Source organism: Pseudomonas sp. PS1(2021), assembly GCF_020405165.1.
Taxonomy (GTDB): Bacteria; Pseudomonadota; Gammaproteobacteria; order Pseudomonadales; family Pseudomonadaceae; genus Pseudomonas; species Pseudomonas aeruginosa.
In genome coordinates, this window is sequence record NZ_CP084484.1 from 1,477,697 (window position 1) to 1,494,035 (window position 16,339).

The following is a 16,339-nucleotide window of genomic DNA, read 5'->3' on the forward strand; positions in this document are numbered from 1 at the left end:
TCAGCCTTCTCCCCAGATGCCCTTGCCGGGAAGTCGTTCCCGGCCTGGCGCGCGCGCCAGGTCGAGACGCGGGCCCAGCGGTACTATCCCGGTCGGGTTGATGGTGCGGTGGCTGGCGTAGTAGTGCCCCTTGATATGTTCGAAGTCCACTGTCTCGCCGATGCCCGGACGTTGGTACAGCTCGCGCAACCAGCCGGAAAGATTCGGGTAGTCTTCGATGCGCCGCAGGTTGCACTTGAAGTGTCCGTGGTACACCGCATCGAAGCGCACCAGGGTGGTGAACAGGCGGATATCGGCCTCGGTCAGGTATTCGCCGGCCAGGTAGCGGCGTTCGCCGAGCAAGCCTTCCAGGTAGTCCAGCTCCTCGAACAACTGGACGAAGGCCTCCTCGTAGGCGTCCTGGCGAGTGGCGAAGCCAGCACGGTACACGCCGTTGTTGACCGCAGGATAGATGCGTCCGTTGAGGCGTTCGATCTCCTCGCGCAGCGGCTCCGGGTAGAAGTCCAGCGCGTTGGCGCCGATGGCGTCGAAGGCGCTGTTGAAGATGCGGACGATATCGGCTGATTCGTTGTTGACGATCTTCTGCGCCCGCTTGTCCCACAGCAGCGGCACCGTGACCCGGCCGCTGTAGTGCGGGTCGTCGCGGGTATAGCGCTGGTGCAGAAAGGCCAGGCCGTCGAGGCGATCGCCAGTGGAGCCGTGGGCGGGGTCGAAGGTCCAGCCGTTCTCGCGCATCAGCCAACTGACCACCGAAACATCCACCAGCGACTCCAGCCCCTTCAGCTTGCGCACGATCAGGGTCCGATGGGCCCAGGGGCAGGCCAGCGAGACATAGAGATGGTAGCGCCCGCCCTCGGCGGGGAACGCCGGCTCGCCCAGCCAATGGCGGCGCTGGGCGTTTTCGCGCTGGAAGCGGCCGTCTTTCTGTGTGTCATACCACTGGTCGTGCCAGCGGCCATCGATCAACTGTCCCATGAGCGGGTTCCTCCATACGTCGTTGGAGGAACAGTCTAGTGTCGGTTGATCGATAAATTTATATAAATAAAGGGCTATTCGTATCGATCAGATCGATTCGTTTCGGGTCGCCCAGTAGTGTGCGGCTTCCTTGAAGGCTTCTTCGCGATTCTTGCCAAGGGCCCGTAGCGCCAGGGCCATGCTGGAGAGCACCGCCAGGTGGCCATAGGCGTCGCCTTCGCGGCCGTCCCAGACGGCCCGAAGGAAACCCGGGTCGAGCTGTTCCGGCTTCATGTGCCGGTGCGTCGACAATGCCGGCCATTCCTCGTCCCAGGCTTCGCCCTGGTCGCAACCATACAGGTGGGCGACGACGTCCGGGTTGACTTCGACCTCGCCGCCTTCGCCCTTGATGACGATGGCCCGGTCGCCGAGCAGGCGGCTGGCCTCGCGGTGGGTTTCCTGGTAACCGGGGTGGAAGATGCTCTGCAGGATGCAATCCGCATTCAGGGGGTTGAGCAGGCGAACCAGCGAATGGATCGGCGAGCGCAGACCGAGGGTATTGCGCAGATCGATCATACGTTGCAGCACCGGCATCCAGGCGCCGAGCGGAATGAACGCCAGGTGGCCGCGCTCCAGGGCCTGTTCTACCTGCAGCCAGTCGTGGCAGAGCGGGATCTCCAGCGCCGCCAGCAACTGTTCGCTGTACAGGCGTCCGGCGGTATGCGCGCCGCCGCCGTGCATGAGGATGCGCACGCCATGGCCGGCCAGGCATTTGGCGGCCAGCAGGTACCAGGGCAGGTGGCGCTTCTTGCCGGCGTAACTGGGCCAGTCGAGGTCGACGCGCAAGGACGGGACTTGCAGGCGTTCGCGCACCGCCTCGGTGAAACCGGCCAGTTCCTCGCTGCTTTCCTCCTTGTGCCGCAGGAGCATGAGGAAGGCGCCCAGCTGGGCATCCTCGACCCTGCCGTCGAGGATCATGCCGAGGGCCTCGCGGGCTTCCTCCCGGGTCAGGCTGCGCGCTCCGCGCTTGCCTTTGCCGAGGATGCGGACGAACTGGGCGAACGGATGTTCGGCGGGAGTCGAGAGAGTCATAGACAGTTGCTCGGTTTCGGCAGGCCGGCCAGCTTCGCGCCAAGCTTGGCCGGGGCGCCCTTGAACAGGTGGTTGAGGTGCAGGCTGTTGCCCTTGTCCGGACCCAGTCGCTGGGCGACGTACTTGATCAGCGGGCGGTTGGCCGGAGACAGCTGGAACTCCGCATAGAACTCGCGGAGCAGTTGGAGAATCTCCCAGTGCTCGGCGGTCAGGGCCAGCTCCTCGCGGGCGGCCAGGGCTTCCGCCACCGGCTCCGACCAATCGTCGAGGGCGGCGAGGTAGCCGTCCTTGTCCAGCCGGATTTCCCGGCCTTCCAGCATAAGGAGCGTCATAGCCAACTGTTGACCTTGTCGAAGCGGGTGGCGAGTTCGACGAAGCCGGGGTAGTCCACCGCCACCAGGCGAGCGGGGACGTCCTCGATACCGCGCGCCTGGAGGTCTTCCAGCAGGGCGAACAGTTCGATTTCCGCCGGCATCAGTTCCAGGGCCTGGCAGGCGTGGCTGCCGGCCAGCAGGGCGTGCACGGCGTCGCCGCAGAGCAGCAGGCCGTCGCCGGGGTTGAGCAGGTACAGGCAACTGCCCAGGCGGCCGTCATTGAACGGCGAGCGGGACAGTACGTGGAGGGTCGTGGCCATCAGAGGGTAATCACCTGGTCGTAGCGTTGCAGCAGGTCGCGCAGGGCCTGGTCGTCGAGCACCTCGACCGCGAGGGCCAGGCGCTCTTCCGCCAGGCCACGCTCGCGCAGGCTGCGGGCCGAGACGTAGAGGTCGTCCACGCCGAACATCGGCAGGGCCTGCAGGTTGGCCTGCAGGTCCTTCTGCTGCAGGTGCGCAGGTTGCTGGCCGGGAGCCAGCTGGAACGCGCCGTCGTCGAGGAACAGCATGCCGACCGGTAGATCGAAGGCGCCGCCGGCCAGGGCTATGTCCAGCGCCTCGCGGGCGCTCGGGCCGGACCAGGGCGACTGGCGGCTGATGATCAGCAGCGACTGGCTCATCGGTCGCCTCCGAAGCAGACCAGGCGGTCCGCGCTTTGCGCCGCCTCGTGCAACTGGCCGAGTCCGGACAGTTCCCATGGTGCGCCAAGGTTGGCGCCGGGACGGCCGTAGCGTTCGGCTTCCTCGGCGTTCAGCACGCCGCGGCGCAGGGCGGCGGCGATGCAGACCACGGCGTCCAGGCCGTTGCGCTCGACCAACTCGCGCCAGGCGGCGGGCAGGTCGAACTCGTCCTGGCCGCTCACGACGTTGGCCGAGGCGCTGTGCACGCCGTCCTGGTAGAAGAACAGGCGGACGATTTCGTGCCCGCCGGCCAGCGCGGCTTCGCTGAAGCGCAGCGCGCGGCGGGCGGCGGGGGAGTGGGGAGGGTCGAATAGGGCGATGGCGAATTTCATGCTGCGATACGCGAAGGATTTCTTCGAATGATAAACCAATGCCTGTGTTTTGCCGGTCCGCAAATGAAAAAGCCCGTCGCGGGGACGGGCTTTTCCGGAGGCGTTTTCTATCAGTCGTCGCCGCCGGCGATGCCGAAGATCTGCAACAGGCTGATGAACAGGTTGTAGATCGACACGTACAGGCTGATGGTGGCCATGATGTAGTTGCGTTCGCCGCCGTGGATGATCGCGCTGGTCTGGTAGAGGATCATCGCCGAGGAGAACAGGACGAAGCCGGCGCTGATCGCCAGTTGCAGGCCACTGATCTGGAAGAACAGCGATACCAGCACGGCGCCCAGCAGGACGAAGAAGCCGGCGGTGATGAAGCCGGACAGGAAGCTCATGTCCTTGCGGGTGGTCAGCACATAGGCGGACAGGCCGAAGAACACCAGGGCGGTCATGGCGAACGCCGAAGTGATGACGCTGCCGCCGTTGGGCAGGCCGAGGTACATGTTGAGGATCGGGCCGAGCGTGTAGCCCATGAAGCCGGTCAGGGCGAAAGTGCTGACCAGGCCCCAGGCGCTGTTGCGCAGCTTCACGGTGAGGAAGAACAGGCCGTAGAAGCCGATCAGCACCACGAACACGTTCGGATAGGGCAGGCGCATCTGCTGCGAAACGTAGGCCACCAGGCCGCTGAAGGCCAGGGTGAGTGCCAGCAGGCCGTAGGTATTGCGCAGAACGCCGCTGACTTCACGCTGTTCCGAGACGGCGGAGTTCAGCTGATATTGCTGTTCTTGCATGGTGTGGGTACTCCTTAACGGGAACGGGTCCATGACGTACTGATGGGCATGATAGCAAAGCCTCTGCCAGGGCCAATCGATAGAGTTTGACAGTGTGTTGCTATCCGGTACTATGGCGCCCCGCGATGCGGAGGTGTGGCCGAGTGGTTTAAGGCAACGGTCTTGAAAACCGTCGAAGGGGAGACTCTTCCGTGAGTTCGAATCTCACCGCCTCCGCCATATCCGCGTACTGAAAAGCCCCGCTGAGCGGGGCTTTTGCATTTTCGGGGCGCCGCTCTTCCGCACTTCCGGGTCGTTTCCGCAGCCTGCCCGGCGTCGATTCGATGACTCTCCGATTTCGTCGGGTAATGGCTTCAGATCACGAAGAAGCCGTGGGTTCCGTCGCGACCGAGTTGCTCCACCAGGCCGAACTCCCAGTCCAGGTAGCCCTGCATCGCTTCGCGCGGATTGTCGGTACCTTCGTAGGGGCGGCGGTAGCGGTCGATGCGCGGCGACGCCAACAGGCTTTCGCCGTCTTCCGTCGGCAGGCCCGCGGCGACCCAGGCGCTGGTGCCGCCGTCGAGAAGGAACACTGGCTTGCCGCTGAGTGCCTGGACTTCCGCCACGGCGAAGCGCGCCAGCAGGCTGCTGCCGCAGGTGAGTACGTAGCGCTCGGCCGTGCCCAGCCGTTCCAGTGCCTGCTTCAACTGGCTGCGCAATACCCAGGCGGCGCCGGGGATGTGGCGTTTCGCATAGTTGGCGCTGGCGGTGAAGTCGAGCACCCGGGTGCCCGGTTCGCCCAGCCAGTCGGCGAGGGTGGTCGGGTCGATGGTGTCGGCCCGGGGTTGCCTCGGCAGCGGCGCGCTCCAGGCGCCTCTCTCGCTTAAGTCGGCGTCGGAGAGTCCGTCCAGTACCGCGACCTGCCAGCCCATCTGGGCTAGCCAGGAGGCGCTCATGTTGGCGCGTACGCCATCGTCGTCCACCAGTACCAGGCGCGCGCCGCGCACGCTGGCGACATGGTCGGTTTCCTGAACCAGCTGGCCACCGGGCGTGGAGCGGGAGCCAGGCAGGTGACCGGCTTCGTATTCCTCGGGCGTGCGTACGTCGAGCAGGTAGGTGGTGCGGTCGTGCTCGTCCTGCCATTGGGCCAGACCGGCCAGGTCGAGGCGTTCGACGCCGGCGCGGTCGGCGACGGCACGGGCGCGCTGGGCGGCGGCCTTGCGAGTGTCCTGGGAGATCGCACCGAAGCGTCGCGTCTGGCCGTGTTCCAGTTGCTGACCGGCCAGCGTCCAGCCGATGGTGCCGTTGCGTAATGCCGCCACCGGGTTGGGGATGCCGGCGTTGAGCAGCGACTGGGTACCGATGATGCTACGAGTGCGCCCGGCACAGTTGACTATCACCCGGGTGCGCGGGTCCGGCGCCAGTTCGGCGACGCGCAGCACCAGTTCGGCGCCGGGCACGCTGATGCCGCCGGGGATACTCATGGTCTGGTATTCGTCGAAACGACGGGCATCCAGGATCACCGCGTCGGCCCTGGCGTCGAGCAAAGCCTGTACTTCCTCCGCGGCCAGCGATGGCGTGTGGCGCTCGGCCTCCACCAGTTCGCCGAAGGCCTTGCTCGGCACGTTCACATCCCTGAACAGCTCGCCGCCGGCGTTGCGCCAACCGGACAGGCCGCCATCGAGCAAGGCCACGTCGCTGTAGCCGAGGTCGTGGAGGCGTTGCGCGGCGACCGGCGCCAGGCCTTCGCCGTCGTCGTAGACGGTAATCGGCGTGTCGCGGCGCGGCACCCGGGCATGGATCTCCAGTTCCAGCCTGGACAGCGGCAGGTTGGCGGCGAACAGGGGATGGGCCTGGGCGAACGGGTCCTCCTCGCGCACGTCGAGCAGCGCCAGCTCCCGGCGGGCGAGGAGAGCGGCGCGGATATCGTGGAAGGTGCGTACGGCGATCTGGCTCATGCGGGGTTCTCTTTCGACAGGTCCCAGATATTGGGCAAGCGGCTGTTGGAATAGCCGGAAATGAAGGGTTTTTCCTCACCTTCGGCGCTGAACACGGCACGCCGTACCGCACCGATATTGGCGCCGTAGACGTGGATACTGATGGATGTGCGGTCGCTGAAGGCGTTGCTCACCTGGTGCACGTCGCCAATGCGTGGCGACAGCGCTTCGACCTCGCCGGGCTCCAGGCGTCGACGGGCTCCGCTGGGATGCGGACGCCCCCCCGCATCGAAGGCGTACGGCTGCGAGTATTCGGCCCCGCGGAGCATGCCGATCAGGCCCCAGACCCGATGATCGTGTACCGGTGTGATCTGGCCCGGCCCCCAGACGAAGCTGACCACCGAGAAGCGCTGCCGTGAGTCGACATGCAGCAGGTACTGTTGGTAGCGCTGTGGATCGGGGCGGGCGCAGTCTTCCGGCAGCCAGTCGTCCTGGCGCACCAGCTCGGCCAGCAGGGGGTGGGCTTGGGCGAGCAGGGTGGATTCGTCGGGACGGCTGTCGAGCAGTGTCGCCAGCTCGCCGATGAACTGGCGCAGGCGGTCGAGGCGCAGGATGGATGACATGCGGGGATTCACTCCGGGAAGTTCTGGCGGTACGGTAGCAAACGCTTTTTTATTCCTGAAATGCATTTTGAATCTAAGCTAATATGCGAGAAATGCAATTGGTGCCGGCCCCATGAAAATCGATGACATCGACGCCTTCGTCGCGGTGATCCGCAACGCTTCCCTGAGCCAGGCCGCCGAGAGCCTGGGCCTGACCCAGTCTGCGATCACCCGGCGGGTACAGAGCCTGGAGGAGTCCCTCGGAGTGGCATTGCTGGACCGCAATACCAAGCCGCTCAAACCCACCGCCAGCGGACTGCGGGTCTACGAACAGTGCCGGCGGGTGCTGCGCGAGGTGGATGGCCTGCGTGAACTGGTGGCCGGTGACGCCACACCAAGTGGCGTGCTGCGCCTGGGCGTGCCGCAGAGTATCGGCGAGGTGGTGTTGCTGGATGCCCTTCGGCGGCTGGCCGACGAGTACCCGGAGCTGCGCGCGCAGGTCGGCACTGGCTGGGGCAGCCATTTGCTGGCGCGCCTGGAGAATGCCGAACTGGACGCGGCAGTGGTGTTGTTTCCGCCAAGCAAGGTGTTCCCCGAAGAACTCGGCGCCACGCCCCTAGGGCGCATGGAACTCTGCGTGGTGGTCGCCCGCGACAGTGCCATCCAGGCGCGACGCCTGCTCGATTGCTACCACCATGGCTGGGTGCTCAACCCCGATGGCTGCGGCTTCCGTGCCGGCCTGCAACGGGCCCTGGCCGATCAGGGCCTGGGCCTGCAACTGAACCTCGAGACTTTCGGCAGCGAGCTGCAACTGGGCCTGGTCGCCGCGGGCCGGGGTCTCGGCCTGGTGCCGGCGCCGGCCCTGGCGCGTAGCCGCTACCGCGATCAGTTGCGGGTGCTGCAATTGGAGGATTTCCAGCCGCTGATCCAGCTCTGGCTGGTGCGTCCGCGCCTGCTGGGCAATCTGGAGACGCCGGCACGGCTGTTCGGCAGGGCGGTGGCCGAGGGGTTGGATATGCAAGCCGGTTGAGTAGCGGCGCCGGGAGATCCCCGGGAGACGGGAGCGTGAATGAGAAGGGGCTGCAGTCGGGATCAACATTCCCCTGCGAGCCCCTTTTCGCTTCAGAGGGAAGAGGGAGCGAGGGCGGCTACGCATAATGTCCGCCTTGGGAAACGCAAAGACGGAAAAGCTAAATATGCGCGTTTAGCATATTAAGATATGACAAAAATGAATTTCCATCATGTAGTTTCAGCCTGTAGCTTCTAAGAAAAGCACCCATGCAGATGTTTTTCTTATAACGACAGCCGCCAACCTTATCAGTCGAGCGGCCCAGGCGAGGGCAACAGCGTGAGCGTGGAAATTCTCGGCATGATCACCGCCACACCGAGTTCCGAGGTGGACCAGCCGTTGGGGGAGGCTGTGGACGCCGGTTTCGTCCGGCGTTTCGCCCAGGCCCATGAGGACGCCGGCTTCGACCGGGTGCTGGTGGGGTATTTCAGCAATGCCGCCGAGGGCGCGGTGGTCAGTTCCTTCGTCGCCGCTGCCACCCGGCGCCTTGGCGTTCTCCTGGCCTATCGCCCGGGGGTGATTGCAGCGCCGCTGGCGGCACGCCAACTGGCTACCCTGGATCAGTTCAGCGAGGGCCGCCTGGCCCTGAACGTAGTCAGTGGTGGTAACGACGAGGACCTCGCGCGCGATGGCGACTACCTCGACCATGACCGCCGCTACGCCCGTACCGACGAATACCTGCAAGCCCTGCGTGCTATCTGGACCGCCACGGGACCGGTGGATTTCGACGGCGAGTTCTACCGCTTCCAGGGCGCCTCGCCAGCGGTGCGCCCGCGCCAGTCGCCGCACATACCGATCTATTTCAGTGGCTCCTCCGACGCAGCCATCGAGGTCGCCGCCAGGCACGCCGACACCTACATGCTCTGGGGCGAGCCGCTGGCCGCGGTCGACGGGCATATCCGCCGAGTGCGCGCCGCCGCCAAGGCCCAGGGACGCGATCCGCGCTTCTCGGTGTCATTCCGGCCGATCGTCGCGGATACCGAGGAGGCCGCCTGGAAGCGTGCCGCCGAGGTGCTCGAACAGGTCCGCGAGAACCGTGCGCGCCTCGGTCTGCCGCTGCGCGACCACCAGCCGCAGAACGTCGGTTCGCAGCGCCTGCTGGCCGCTGCCGAGCAGGGCGAAGTGCTCGACAGCCGTTTGTGGACCGGCGTGGCCCGGCTGACCGGGGCGCGCTGGAACTCCACCGCCCTGGTAGGCACCCCCGAGCAGGTTGCCGCTGCGCTTGGCGAGTACTACCGGCTGGGCGTCTCGACCTTCCTGATTCGAGGCTTCGATCCGCTCGGCGACGCCGTGCGCTACGGCCAGGGCCTGATTCCCGCCATACATGACCATATCGCCCGCCTGCCGCTGTTGCGGCACGCCGGTTGAGGAGCTCCGATGAAACTCAAGCAATACCTGCTAACCAGCTTCGCCACGCTTCTGCTCGGTGCCTCCCTGGCCCAGGCCGCAGAGCTGCCGACGTTGCGTGTGGGCGACCAGAACTACTACAACGTTCGGGCTTCCATGGAGGCCTCAGGAGTTCTCGAAGGCGCGCCTTACCAGGTCGAATGGAAGCATTTCCAGTCCGCCGCGCCGGTGGCCGAAGGGTTGCAGGCTGGAGCGCTGGACCTGGGTTTCCTCGGCGACTCGGGCTTCATCTTCCTCGCCGCCAAGGGTGCGCCGGTGAAGCTGGTCGGCGTCTCGCGGCAGAACCCCGATACCATAGCCCTGCTGGTGCCGAAGGATTCTCCGGTGCGCAGCATTGCCGATCTCAAGGGCAGGAAAGTCGCCTACTGGCCCGGTGCCTGGAGCCAGCAACTGACCTTGCGCGCGCTGGAGAAAGCCGGCCTGCCGAAGGACTACGTGGAGTTCGTCAAGCTGATGCCGATCGACGCCGCCGCCGCCTTGCCGCGCGGCAGCATCGATGCCTTTCCGGTGTGGGAGCCGTATATCTCGCAGCAGATCGTGGTTTCCGGCGCACGGCCGATTCTCACCGCCCGCGACCTGATGCCGGGGCTGTCCAGCATCGCCGCCAACGCTGCTTCCATCGAGCCCAGGCGCGCGCAGATCGCCGACTTCCTCGGCCGCTTGCGCAAGGCACGGGCCTGGGTCGAGGCACACAAGGAGCAGTACGCCGACCTCTGGGCGCAGAAGGCCAATCTCGACCGGGCAGTCTCCCGCCATTGGATCGGCCAGGCCGGCATGAGCGTCGGCCCGGTAGACGCCCAGGCCGCCACCGACTACCAGGAGACCGCGGATTTCCTGCTGCAGACCGGTGCCTTGCCCAAGCCGTTCGACACTTCCACGGTGATCGACACGTCCTTCAACGAAGCCTTCCACTGAGTACGGACCATGAGCATCCAGTTTCTCGGCATGATCGGCCATCGCCTGGCCTCGGAGACCCTCGCGCCGGTCGGACCTATCCTCGACAAGCCTTACATCGCCGCTTTCGCACGCGCCCACGAAGAGGCCGGCTTCGATCGAATCCTGGTCGGCTACTGGTCGGACCAGCCGGATGGATTCCTGGTGGCCGCCGCCGCTGGCCTGGCCACTTCCCGGATCGGTCTGCTGCTGGCGCACCGCCCCGGTTTCGTCGCCCCGACCCTGGCCGCGCGCAAGCTGGCGACCCTCGAACACCTCCTCGACGGGCGCCTGGCGGTGCATATCATCAGCGGCGGCAGCGACGCCGACCAGCGCAAGGACGGCGATTATCTCGACCACGACCAGCGCTATGCCCGCAGCGACGAATTCATCGAACTGCTCAAGCGCACCTGGACCAGCACCGAACCCTTCGATTTCCACGGCGCGCACTACCGCGTGGAGCACGCCTTCTCGGCCATCCGTCCGCAGCAGAAACCGCACATTCCGGTGTATTTCGGCGGCTCCTCGGAAGCCGCGCTGAAGGTCGCCGGCAAGCAGGCCGATGTGTTCATGCTCTGGGGCGAACCCCTGGCACAGGCCGCCGAAACCATCTCCGCTGTGCGCGAACAGGCGCGCTCGAATGGTCGCGAAGTGGAATTCAGCCTGTCGTTTCGGCCCATCCTCGGGCGCACGGAGGACGAGGCCTGGGCCAAGGCCGAGGCGATACGCGCAAGCGCCGGCGCGCGCCTGGGCGAGGCCGGCTTCCCCAAGGGCAAGCCGCAGAGCGTCGGCGCCCAGCGTCTGCTCAAGGCGGTGGAGCAGGGCGAGCGCCTCGACGAGCGCCTTTGGACCGGAATCGCCAGGCTGGTCGGTGGCGGGCACAACTCCACCGCCCTGGTCGGTACCGCGGAACAGGTGGCCGACGCCCTGCTCGCCTACTACGACCTGGGCGTGCGCAATATCCTCATTCGCGGTTTCGATCCCCTCGCCGATGCCGTGGAATATGGCCGCGAGCTGATCCCGCTGACCCGCGCCAAAGTCGCCGAGCGCGAGCGCCGGCGCGCCACGGCCTGATCCCATGGCCGTCCTGCAGACTCCCTCGGCGGCGTTCGATGAACGGCTGCCAGAACTGACCCGGCAACTGGCGGAAAGCGCCGATGCCCATGACCGCAGCGGAGATTTTCCCCATGCCAACCTGGCCCTGCTGCGACACCACGGGCTGCTCGCCCTGGCCTTGCCGCCTGCGCTCGGCGGTCCCGGCGCCAGCCTCGGCGAGCTGCGCCGGGTAATCGGCGCGGTGGCTCGCGGCGAACCCTCCACGGCCCTGGTGCTGTGCATGCAGTACCTGCATTTGCGGCGCCTGGCCGATAACCCCGATTGGCCCGGCGCGCTCAAGCGGCGCGTGGCGCGCGAGGTGCTGGAGCAGGGGGCGTTGATCAATAGCCTGCGCGTGGAGCCCGAGCTGGGTTCGCCGTCACGCGGCGGTCTGCCGGGTACGCTGGCGCGGCGTGTCGGCGACGGCTGGCAGCTGTCCGGGCACAAGCTCTACACCACCGGCATTCCCGGCCTGACCTGGCTGGCGGTATGGGCGCGCAGCGACGAGCCGATCCCCCGCGTGGGTACCTGGCTGGTGCGCCGCGACAGCCCAGGCATCCGTATCGTGGAGAGCTGGGACCATCTGGGCATGCGCGCCAGCGGCAGCCACGAGGTGCTCTTCGAAGAGGTGGCGGTGCCTCTGGAAAACGCCATCGGCCTGCATCCCCACGACCAGCCTCCGGCGCCGGACCAGGCCGTGCTGCGCGACTTCGCCCAGGCTAGCGCGGTGTTGCTTGGCGCTCTCTACGACGGTATCGCCGGGAGCGCCCGCGAGTGGCTCGTCGGCTGGCTGCGCGAGCGCGTGCCGGCCAGTCTCGGCGCGCCGTTGGCGAGCCTGCCGAGGATGCAGGAGGCGCTCGGCGGGATCGACGGCCTGCTCCTGCAGAACCGCCTGCTGCTCGATGCCGCGTGCTGCGGACAGTTGCCCGCCAGCGACTCCGGGCTGCTCAAGGTCGCGGTCATCGACAACGCGTTGGCGGTGGTCGAGAAGGCCCTGGAACTGAGCGGCAACCACGGCCTCAGCCGGCACAATCCGCTACAGCGGCACTACCGCGACGTGCTTTGCGGACGTGTCCACACGCCACAGAAAGATAGCGTCTGGAGCGCGGCGGGGAGGGCGGCGCTGAGTCTTTGAAACGTACCTCCCACGATTCTCGACCCTGGCCTTGTCGGCGACCGCACCGGCGGAACGGATAGCCCAGGATAGCCCCGGCTCCGTGCGGAGCTGCCTGGAGATTGCCCATGAAACGACCCCTGTGTGTGCTTGCCGGCCTGCTGGCCGCGACCCTGCTGGCTGGAGCCGCCAGTGCCGCCGACCTCATCAGCCTGCGCCTGGGCGATGTGAAGGGCGACCGCTACGCCGCCCTGCGCGCGTCCGGCGAGCTCGACGACCTGCCGTACAAGCTGGAAATGTCGGCGTTCCCCTCCGGTGCACCGGTGCTCGAGGCGCTCAACGCCGGGGCCCTGGACATAGGCTTTACCGGCGACATCCCGTTCCTCTTCGTCTACGCTGCCGGCGCGCCGCTCAAGGCGGTGGGCGCCTGGCACTTCAACCCGGCGACCGTGGCGCTGGTGGTCGGCAAGGACTCGCCGATCCGTTCGGTGGCCGGCCTCAAGGGCAAGCGCATTGCCGTCAATCGCGGCGGCTGGGGGCATTTCCTCGCCCTTGGCGCGTTGCGTCGCGCCGGCCTCGGACCGCAGGACGTAAGCTTTTCCTTCCTTGGTCCGGTGGACGGCCGCGCCGCCCTGGTGCGTGGCTCGGTAGACGCCTGGGTGCCCTGGGAGCCCTATACCTCCAGCGCCGTGCTGCTCGATCAGGCGCGGGTCATCGACAACGGTGCCGGGATCATGAGCGGCTACTCCTATGCCCTGGCCAGCGACGCTGCGATCGCCCGCAAGAAGGCCGCGATCAGCGACCTGCTGACCCGCCTGGCGCGTGCCCAGGCCTGGGCCCTGAGGCATCCGGAGGCGTTCGCCGAGGCCCTGGCCAAGGATCTGAACATGCCGCGCGAAGTCACTCGGCGCTGGGTTGGCGAGGCGCGCATCAGTCCTGTGGTCTTCGGTCCGGAGGTTGCCGCCACCTTGCAGACCGCCGCCGATTTCTTCCATGCCGAAGGCGTGCTGCCGAAGTCGCTGGAGGTCGCCCCGGCGTTCGACTTCAGCCTGTCCGCCGGTGCCGCCGAAGTGGCCCGCCAGTTGCCCGCCGACCTCCGCGTCGGCCAGCGTTGAGGAGTTACGGAATGCGTCAGACCCTGAGCCTGTTCCTGCTTCTCTGCCTGCTCGTCGGCCAGGCCTGTGCCGACGAGCGCGTGACCCTGCGCCTGGCCGACCAGAAGGGCAACATGCGCGCCCAGTTGGAGGCTGCCGGCGCGCTGGACGACCTGACCTACGACATCCGCTGGTTCGAATTCCCCGCCGCCGCCCCCCTCGCCGAAGCACTCAATGCCGGTGCGGTGGATGCCGGCATCATCGGCGACGCGCCATTGCTCTTCGCCCTGGCCGCCGGTGCCCGGCTGAAGGCCATCGCCGTCGACAAATCCGATCCCTACGGTACCGCCGTGCTGGTGAGAGGGGATTCGCCGCTGCGCTCGGCCAACGACCTGAAAGGTCAGCGCATTGCCACCGGGCGCGGTTCCATCGGCCACTTCGTCGCGCTCAAGGCCTTGGCCTCGGTCGGGCTGGGCGAGAAGGACGTCGAATTCCGCTTCCTCGGCCCGGTGGACGCGAAAATGGCCCTCGCCAATGGTTCCGTGGATGCCTGGGCGACCTGGGAGCCCTACACCGCGTTCGCGGAGACCGCCGACAAGGCTCGGGTACTGGTCGACGGTCGCGGCCTGTGGGCTGGCAACAGCTTCCTCGCTGCTACCGATAGCGCACTGGCCGACCCGGCGAAACGCGCCGTGCTGCAGGACTACCTGCAACGCCTGGCCAGCGCCCAGCGCTGGGCGTACCTGCACCTGGACGAGTATTCGCGAAGCCTGGCGCAGATCATCGGCTTCCCCGAGGACGCCGCGCGCTTGCAGTTCGAACGCCGGCGCTTGCGTTGGCAGGCGCTGGATGAGCGAACGCTCGGCCAGCAGCAGGAGACCGCCGATTTCTACCAGGCCCATGGATTGATTCCGCAGCGCCTCGATGTGCGGCCGACCTTCGCCAGCGGCTTTGCGGTCAGGCAGGCGTCGGATGCGGATATCCGGTAGGCGCTGCCCGGGCATTAATTGATAACTATAAGTTATTTAGCGATTGTTTTTTATTCCAATAATCTATCCGTTCCGTTCCGTTCCGTTCCGTTCCGTCGCCGGCAGCTGGAACTCCCGTCCCTGCGGGCGCTCGCACCTATCCCAGGAGTCATCGCATGTCTCGTCCGTTCCTGCGTCGCTTGGCCATCGTGTTTGCCGCTTCCGTCGTCCTGTCGGGCATTGGTGGCGCACAGGCCGAGGAGGTCCTGCGCATCGGCTTCCAGAAATCCTCGACTCTGCTGACCCTGATCCGCAGCCAGGGCACCTTCGAGCGCGAGTTGGCCAGGCAGGGCATCCGGGTGTCCTGGCATGAGTTCCCCAGCGGCCTGCCGTTGCTCGAATCGCTCAATGTCGGCAACGTCGATCTCTCCGCCGACGTCGCCGACACCGTGCCGGTGTTCGCCCAGGCGGCGGGTGCTCGCCTGACCTACTTCGCCCGCGAAACACCTTCGCCCGCGGCGCAGGCGATACTGGTCGGCGAACATTCGCCGCTGAAGTCCCTGGCCGAGCTGAAGGGCAAGCGCATCGCCGTGACCAAGGCCGCCGGCAGCCACTACCTGCTGATCGCCGCGCTGGCCAGCGCCGGGCTTGAGTTCTCCGACATCCAGCCAGCCTACCTGACGCCAGCCGACGGCCGCGCCGCCTTCGAGAACGGCAAGGTCGACGCCTGGGTGACCTGGGACCCCTACGTGGCAAGCGCCCAGCGCCAGCAACGCGCGCGGGTACTGGCCGACGGCCAGGGCCTGGCCAGCTACCAGCGCTACTACCTCGCCTCCAGCGACTACGCCAGGAAACATCCTGAAGTGCTCCAGCAGGTCTTCGCCGAACTGCAGCGCACCGGGCGCTGGCTCAAGAGCCACCCGGCCGACGCGGCCAAGGTGCTGGGGCCGCTGTGGGGCAATCTCGATGCCGCTACCGTCGAGCAGGCGAATGCGCGGCGCAGCTACGACGTACAACCGGTGAGCGCAGATGGTCTCGACGAGCAACAGCGCATCGCCGACGCCTTCCACGCCCAGGGACTGCTACCCAAACCGGTGGATGCGCGCGCCGTGGAGGTATGGCAGCCGCGGCACTGAGCGGCGCGGCTGCCCTGTGATGCGCGGCACCGGCGGCCAGCGTAGCTTGCCGCTGGCGCGCGTCCTTCAGGCCAGCCCATAGCTGATCTGCTCGGCCTTGACGTGGAACGCCTGCTCACGGCTCGGAAGATGCTGGTTGGCATCGGCGTTGCCCTGGCGCAGGCGTTCGGACCTCAGCGTCGGCAGGCGGAACACATCCTGCCGCTCGGTCTGCAACGCATTGCCGCGCATCAGTTCCATCAACGGAACCTGCATGGCCGGGGTGCTCTGGCCGAGGAAGTAGTTGGGCACCTCGTCGCACCACAGCAGCATGTAGTCGCTCACCGCATCGTGCTCGGCGTCGAGCACCACGTACTCGACGCGGTGGCGCAGGACCACTTCGGCGTCGATGCTCCAGCGGGTGTCCACGGTGAACAGCGGAACGTGCTTTTCCACGTCCACCAGCAGGCCATTCACCGCCTTGCAGCCGGACTTGCGGCAGGCCACGTGGTAGCGCTTGTCGGGGAGGGGGTGACGCGCCACCACGTCGCGCCCGCCAAGCAGGTGCAGGTCGAACTCCTTGATGCGGATGTCGATCAACTCGCACGGCAGGTCGAACCCCGCAGGCGTCAGCAGCCTGGGGCAGAAATGGATAAGCATGGTTTTCTCCATCAGGCATGCCCGGGGCTTTCCCGCCCTGGGGGAGAGGTATCTCTATCGGTCGCAGGTCAGCCGGCAAGCCGCATCCTGACGGACGAGGCAGAGCCTCGCCCGGTGAAAGACGCGAACGCCGGTCCTGGCGGACCTCGCTGGATT

Annotated in this window: 18 protein-coding genes and 1 tRNA gene; 9 read left to right on the forward strand and 10 right to left on the reverse strand. The window is 66.7% G+C overall.

The features are described 5' to 3' along the window. The 7 genes from LE197_RS07200 to LE197_RS07230 form a co-directional block, all read right to left on the reverse strand. Window positions 1–975: a glutathione S-transferase family protein gene (locus LE197_RS07200; RefSeq protein ID WP_003108775.1), complete on the reverse strand. Its 975-nt coding sequence runs from the start codon at window positions 973–975 to the stop codon at window positions 1–3. An 87-nt stretch (window positions 976–1,062) separates the two neighbouring features. After that, window positions 1,063–2,046 (reverse strand): glycosyl transferase family protein, encoded by a 984-nt coding sequence (locus tag LE197_RS07205; protein WP_033892445.1) that lies wholly within the window; start codon window positions 2,044–2,046, stop codon window positions 1,063–1,065. Further along, window positions 2,043–2,378, reverse strand: a complete 336-nt coding sequence (locus LE197_RS07210; protein WP_003119979.1) for a TusE/DsrC/DsvC family sulfur relay protein — start codon at window positions 2,376–2,378, stop codon at window positions 2,043–2,045. The genes LE197_RS07205 and LE197_RS07210 overlap by 4 nt, the downstream gene beginning before the upstream one ends. Continuing rightward, a complete protein-coding gene (tusB, locus tag LE197_RS07215) occupies window positions 2,375–2,680 on the reverse strand; it encodes a sulfurtransferase complex subunit TusB (RefSeq protein ID WP_003090391.1) in 306 nt (101 codons plus the stop codon). The genes LE197_RS07210 and tusB overlap by 4 nt, the downstream gene beginning before the upstream one ends. Continuing rightward, the gene (gene tusC, locus LE197_RS07220; RefSeq protein WP_012613994.1) at window positions 2,680–3,039 is read right to left on the reverse strand and encodes a sulfurtransferase complex subunit TusC; all 360 of its coding nucleotides are present in this window, start codon (window positions 3,037–3,039) and stop codon (window positions 2,680–2,682) included. The genes tusB and tusC overlap by 1 nt, the downstream gene beginning before the upstream one ends. Continuing rightward, window positions 3,036–3,431 (reverse strand): sulfurtransferase complex subunit TusD, encoded by a 396-nt coding sequence (gene tusD / locus LE197_RS07225; RefSeq protein WP_003090387.1) that lies wholly within the window; start codon window positions 3,429–3,431, stop codon window positions 3,036–3,038. Before tusD ends, tusC begins: the two co-directional genes overlap by 4 nt. 110 nt (window positions 3,432–3,541) lie before the next feature. Further along, window positions 3,542–4,210 carry a Bax inhibitor-1/YccA family protein gene (locus tag LE197_RS07230; RefSeq protein ID WP_033974782.1) on the reverse strand — a complete coding sequence of 223 codons (669 nt, stop codon included), beginning with the start codon at window positions 4,208–4,210 and terminating at the stop codon, window positions 3,542–3,544. A gap of 129 nt (window positions 4,211–4,339) precedes the next feature. Between LE197_RS07230 and LE197_RS07235 the strand changes: the two genes are divergently transcribed. Beyond that, window positions 4,340–4,429 (forward strand) — tRNA-Ser (locus tag LE197_RS07235). A 134-nt stretch (window positions 4,430–4,563) separates the two neighbouring features. Here LE197_RS07235 and LE197_RS07240 read toward each other — a convergent pair. Next, window positions 4,564–6,147 carry a rhodanese-related sulfurtransferase gene (locus LE197_RS07240; RefSeq protein ID WP_003162146.1) on the reverse strand — a complete coding sequence of 528 codons (1,584 nt, stop codon included), beginning with the start codon at window positions 6,145–6,147 and terminating at the stop codon, window positions 4,564–4,566. Further along, on the reverse strand, window positions 6,144–6,749 hold the full coding sequence (locus LE197_RS07245; protein ID WP_003097613.1) for a 3-mercaptopropionate dioxygenase: 606 nt from the start codon (window positions 6,747–6,749) through the stop codon (window positions 6,144–6,146). The genes LE197_RS07240 and LE197_RS07245 overlap by 4 nt, the downstream gene beginning before the upstream one ends. A gap of 112 nt (window positions 6,750–6,861) precedes the next feature. Between LE197_RS07245 and LE197_RS07250 the strand changes: the two genes are divergently transcribed. From LE197_RS07250 to LE197_RS07285, 8 genes are all read left to right on the forward strand, one after another. Next, a complete protein-coding gene (locus LE197_RS07250) occupies window positions 6,862–7,758 on the forward strand; it encodes a LysR family transcriptional regulator (protein WP_003119981.1) in 897 nt (298 codons plus the stop codon). A gap of 339 nt (window positions 7,759–8,097) precedes the next feature. Beyond that, window positions 8,098–9,165: an LLM class flavin-dependent oxidoreductase gene (locus tag LE197_RS07255; RefSeq protein ID WP_003130938.1), complete on the forward strand. Its 1,068-nt coding sequence runs from the start codon at window positions 8,098–8,100 to the stop codon at window positions 9,163–9,165. A 9-nt stretch (window positions 9,166–9,174) separates the two neighbouring features. Continuing rightward, on the forward strand, window positions 9,175–10,119 hold the full coding sequence (locus tag LE197_RS07260; RefSeq protein ID WP_003097609.1) for an ABC transporter substrate-binding protein: 945 nt from the start codon (window positions 9,175–9,177) through the stop codon (window positions 10,117–10,119). 9 nt (window positions 10,120–10,128) lie between these two features. Next, entirely contained in the window at window positions 10,129–11,211 is a 1,083-nt protein-coding gene (locus LE197_RS07265) for an LLM class flavin-dependent oxidoreductase (RefSeq protein WP_003097607.1), read from the forward strand. Window positions 11,212–11,215: 4 nt separating this feature from the next. Further along, on the forward strand, window positions 11,216–12,367 hold the full coding sequence (locus tag LE197_RS07270) for an acyl-CoA dehydrogenase (RefSeq protein WP_003162150.1): 1,152 nt from the start codon (window positions 11,216–11,218) through the stop codon (window positions 12,365–12,367). A gap of 107 nt (window positions 12,368–12,474) precedes the next feature. Next, on the forward strand, window positions 12,475–13,461 hold the full coding sequence (locus LE197_RS07275; RefSeq protein WP_015648972.1) for an aliphatic sulfonate ABC transporter substrate-binding protein: 987 nt from the start codon (window positions 12,475–12,477) through the stop codon (window positions 13,459–13,461). An 11-nt stretch (window positions 13,462–13,472) separates the two neighbouring features. Next, window positions 13,473–14,429 carry an ABC transporter substrate-binding protein gene (locus LE197_RS07280; protein ID WP_003097601.1) on the forward strand — a complete coding sequence of 319 codons (957 nt, stop codon included), beginning with the start codon at window positions 13,473–13,475 and terminating at the stop codon, window positions 14,427–14,429. A gap of 155 nt (window positions 14,430–14,584) precedes the next feature. Next, window positions 14,585–15,544, forward strand: coding sequence for an aliphatic sulfonate ABC transporter substrate-binding protein (locus LE197_RS07285; protein WP_003097598.1), 960 nt, complete (start codon window positions 14,585–14,587; stop codon window positions 15,542–15,544). 66 nt (window positions 15,545–15,610) lie between these two features. Here LE197_RS07285 and qteE read toward each other — a convergent pair whose 3' ends face one another. Further along, window positions 15,611–16,183 (reverse strand): quorum threshold expression protein QteE, encoded by a 573-nt coding sequence (gene qteE, locus LE197_RS07290; RefSeq protein ID WP_003090369.1) that lies wholly within the window; start codon window positions 16,181–16,183, stop codon window positions 15,611–15,613. Between the last annotated feature and the right edge of the window lie 156 nt (window positions 16,184–16,339).

What these genes read in the sequence shown, in the direction of transcription:
- LE197_RS07240 (WP_003162146.1), bottom strand. Translation starts at nt 6,147, where the DNA reads ATGAGCCAGATCGCCGTACGCACCTTCCACGATATCCGCGCCGCTCTC.
- LE197_RS07205 (WP_033892445.1), bottom strand. Translation starts at nt 2,046, where the DNA reads ATGACTCTCTCGACTCCCGCCGAACATCCGTTCGCCCAGTTCGTCCGC.
- LE197_RS07230 (WP_033974782.1), bottom strand. Translation starts at nt 4,210, where the DNA reads ATGCAAGAACAGCAATATCAGCTGAACTCCGCCGTCTCGGAACAGCGT.
- tusC (WP_012613994.1), bottom strand. Translation starts at nt 3,039, where the DNA reads ATGAGCCAGTCGCTGCTGATCATCAGCCGCCAGTCGCCCTGGTCCGGC.
- LE197_RS07275 (WP_015648972.1), top strand. Translation starts at nt 12,475, where the DNA reads ATGAAACGACCCCTGTGTGTGCTTGCCGGCCTGCTGGCCGCGACCCTG.
- LE197_RS07265 (WP_003097607.1), top strand. Translation starts at nt 10,129, where the DNA reads ATGAGCATCCAGTTTCTCGGCATGATCGGCCATCGCCTGGCCTCGGAG.
- LE197_RS07255 (WP_003130938.1), top strand. Translation starts at nt 8,098, where the DNA reads ATGATCACCGCCACACCGAGTTCCGAGGTGGACCAGCCGTTGGGGGAG.
- LE197_RS07200 (WP_003108775.1), bottom strand. Translation starts at nt 975, where the DNA reads ATGGGACAGTTGATCGATGGCCGCTGGCACGACCAGTGGTATGACACA.
- tusB (WP_003090391.1), bottom strand. Translation starts at nt 2,680, where the DNA reads ATGGCCACGACCCTCCACGTACTGTCCCGCTCGCCGTTCAATGACGGC.
- LE197_RS07210 (WP_003119979.1), bottom strand. Translation starts at nt 2,378, where the DNA reads ATGACGCTCCTTATGCTGGAAGGCCGGGAAATCCGGCTGGACAAGGAC.
- LE197_RS07270 (WP_003162150.1), top strand. Translation starts at nt 11,216, where the DNA reads ATGGCCGTCCTGCAGACTCCCTCGGCGGCGTTCGATGAACGGCTGCCA.
- tusD (WP_003090387.1), bottom strand. Translation starts at nt 3,431, where the DNA reads ATGAAATTCGCCATCGCCCTATTCGACCCTCCCCACTCCCCCGCCGCC.
- LE197_RS07245 (WP_003097613.1), bottom strand. Translation starts at nt 6,749, where the DNA reads ATGTCATCCATCCTGCGCCTCGACCGCCTGCGCCAGTTCATCGGCGAG.
- qteE (WP_003090369.1), bottom strand. Translation starts at nt 16,183, where the DNA reads ATGCTTATCCATTTCTGCCCCAGGCTGCTGACGCCTGCGGGGTTCGAC.
- LE197_RS07250 (WP_003119981.1), top strand. Translation starts at nt 6,862, where the DNA reads ATGAAAATCGATGACATCGACGCCTTCGTCGCGGTGATCCGCAACGCT.
- LE197_RS07260 (WP_003097609.1), top strand. Translation starts at nt 9,175, where the DNA reads ATGAAACTCAAGCAATACCTGCTAACCAGCTTCGCCACGCTTCTGCTC.
- LE197_RS07280 (WP_003097601.1), top strand. Translation starts at nt 13,473, where the DNA reads ATGCGTCAGACCCTGAGCCTGTTCCTGCTTCTCTGCCTGCTCGTCGGC.
- LE197_RS07285 (WP_003097598.1), top strand. Translation starts at nt 14,585, where the DNA reads ATGTCTCGTCCGTTCCTGCGTCGCTTGGCCATCGTGTTTGCCGCTTCC.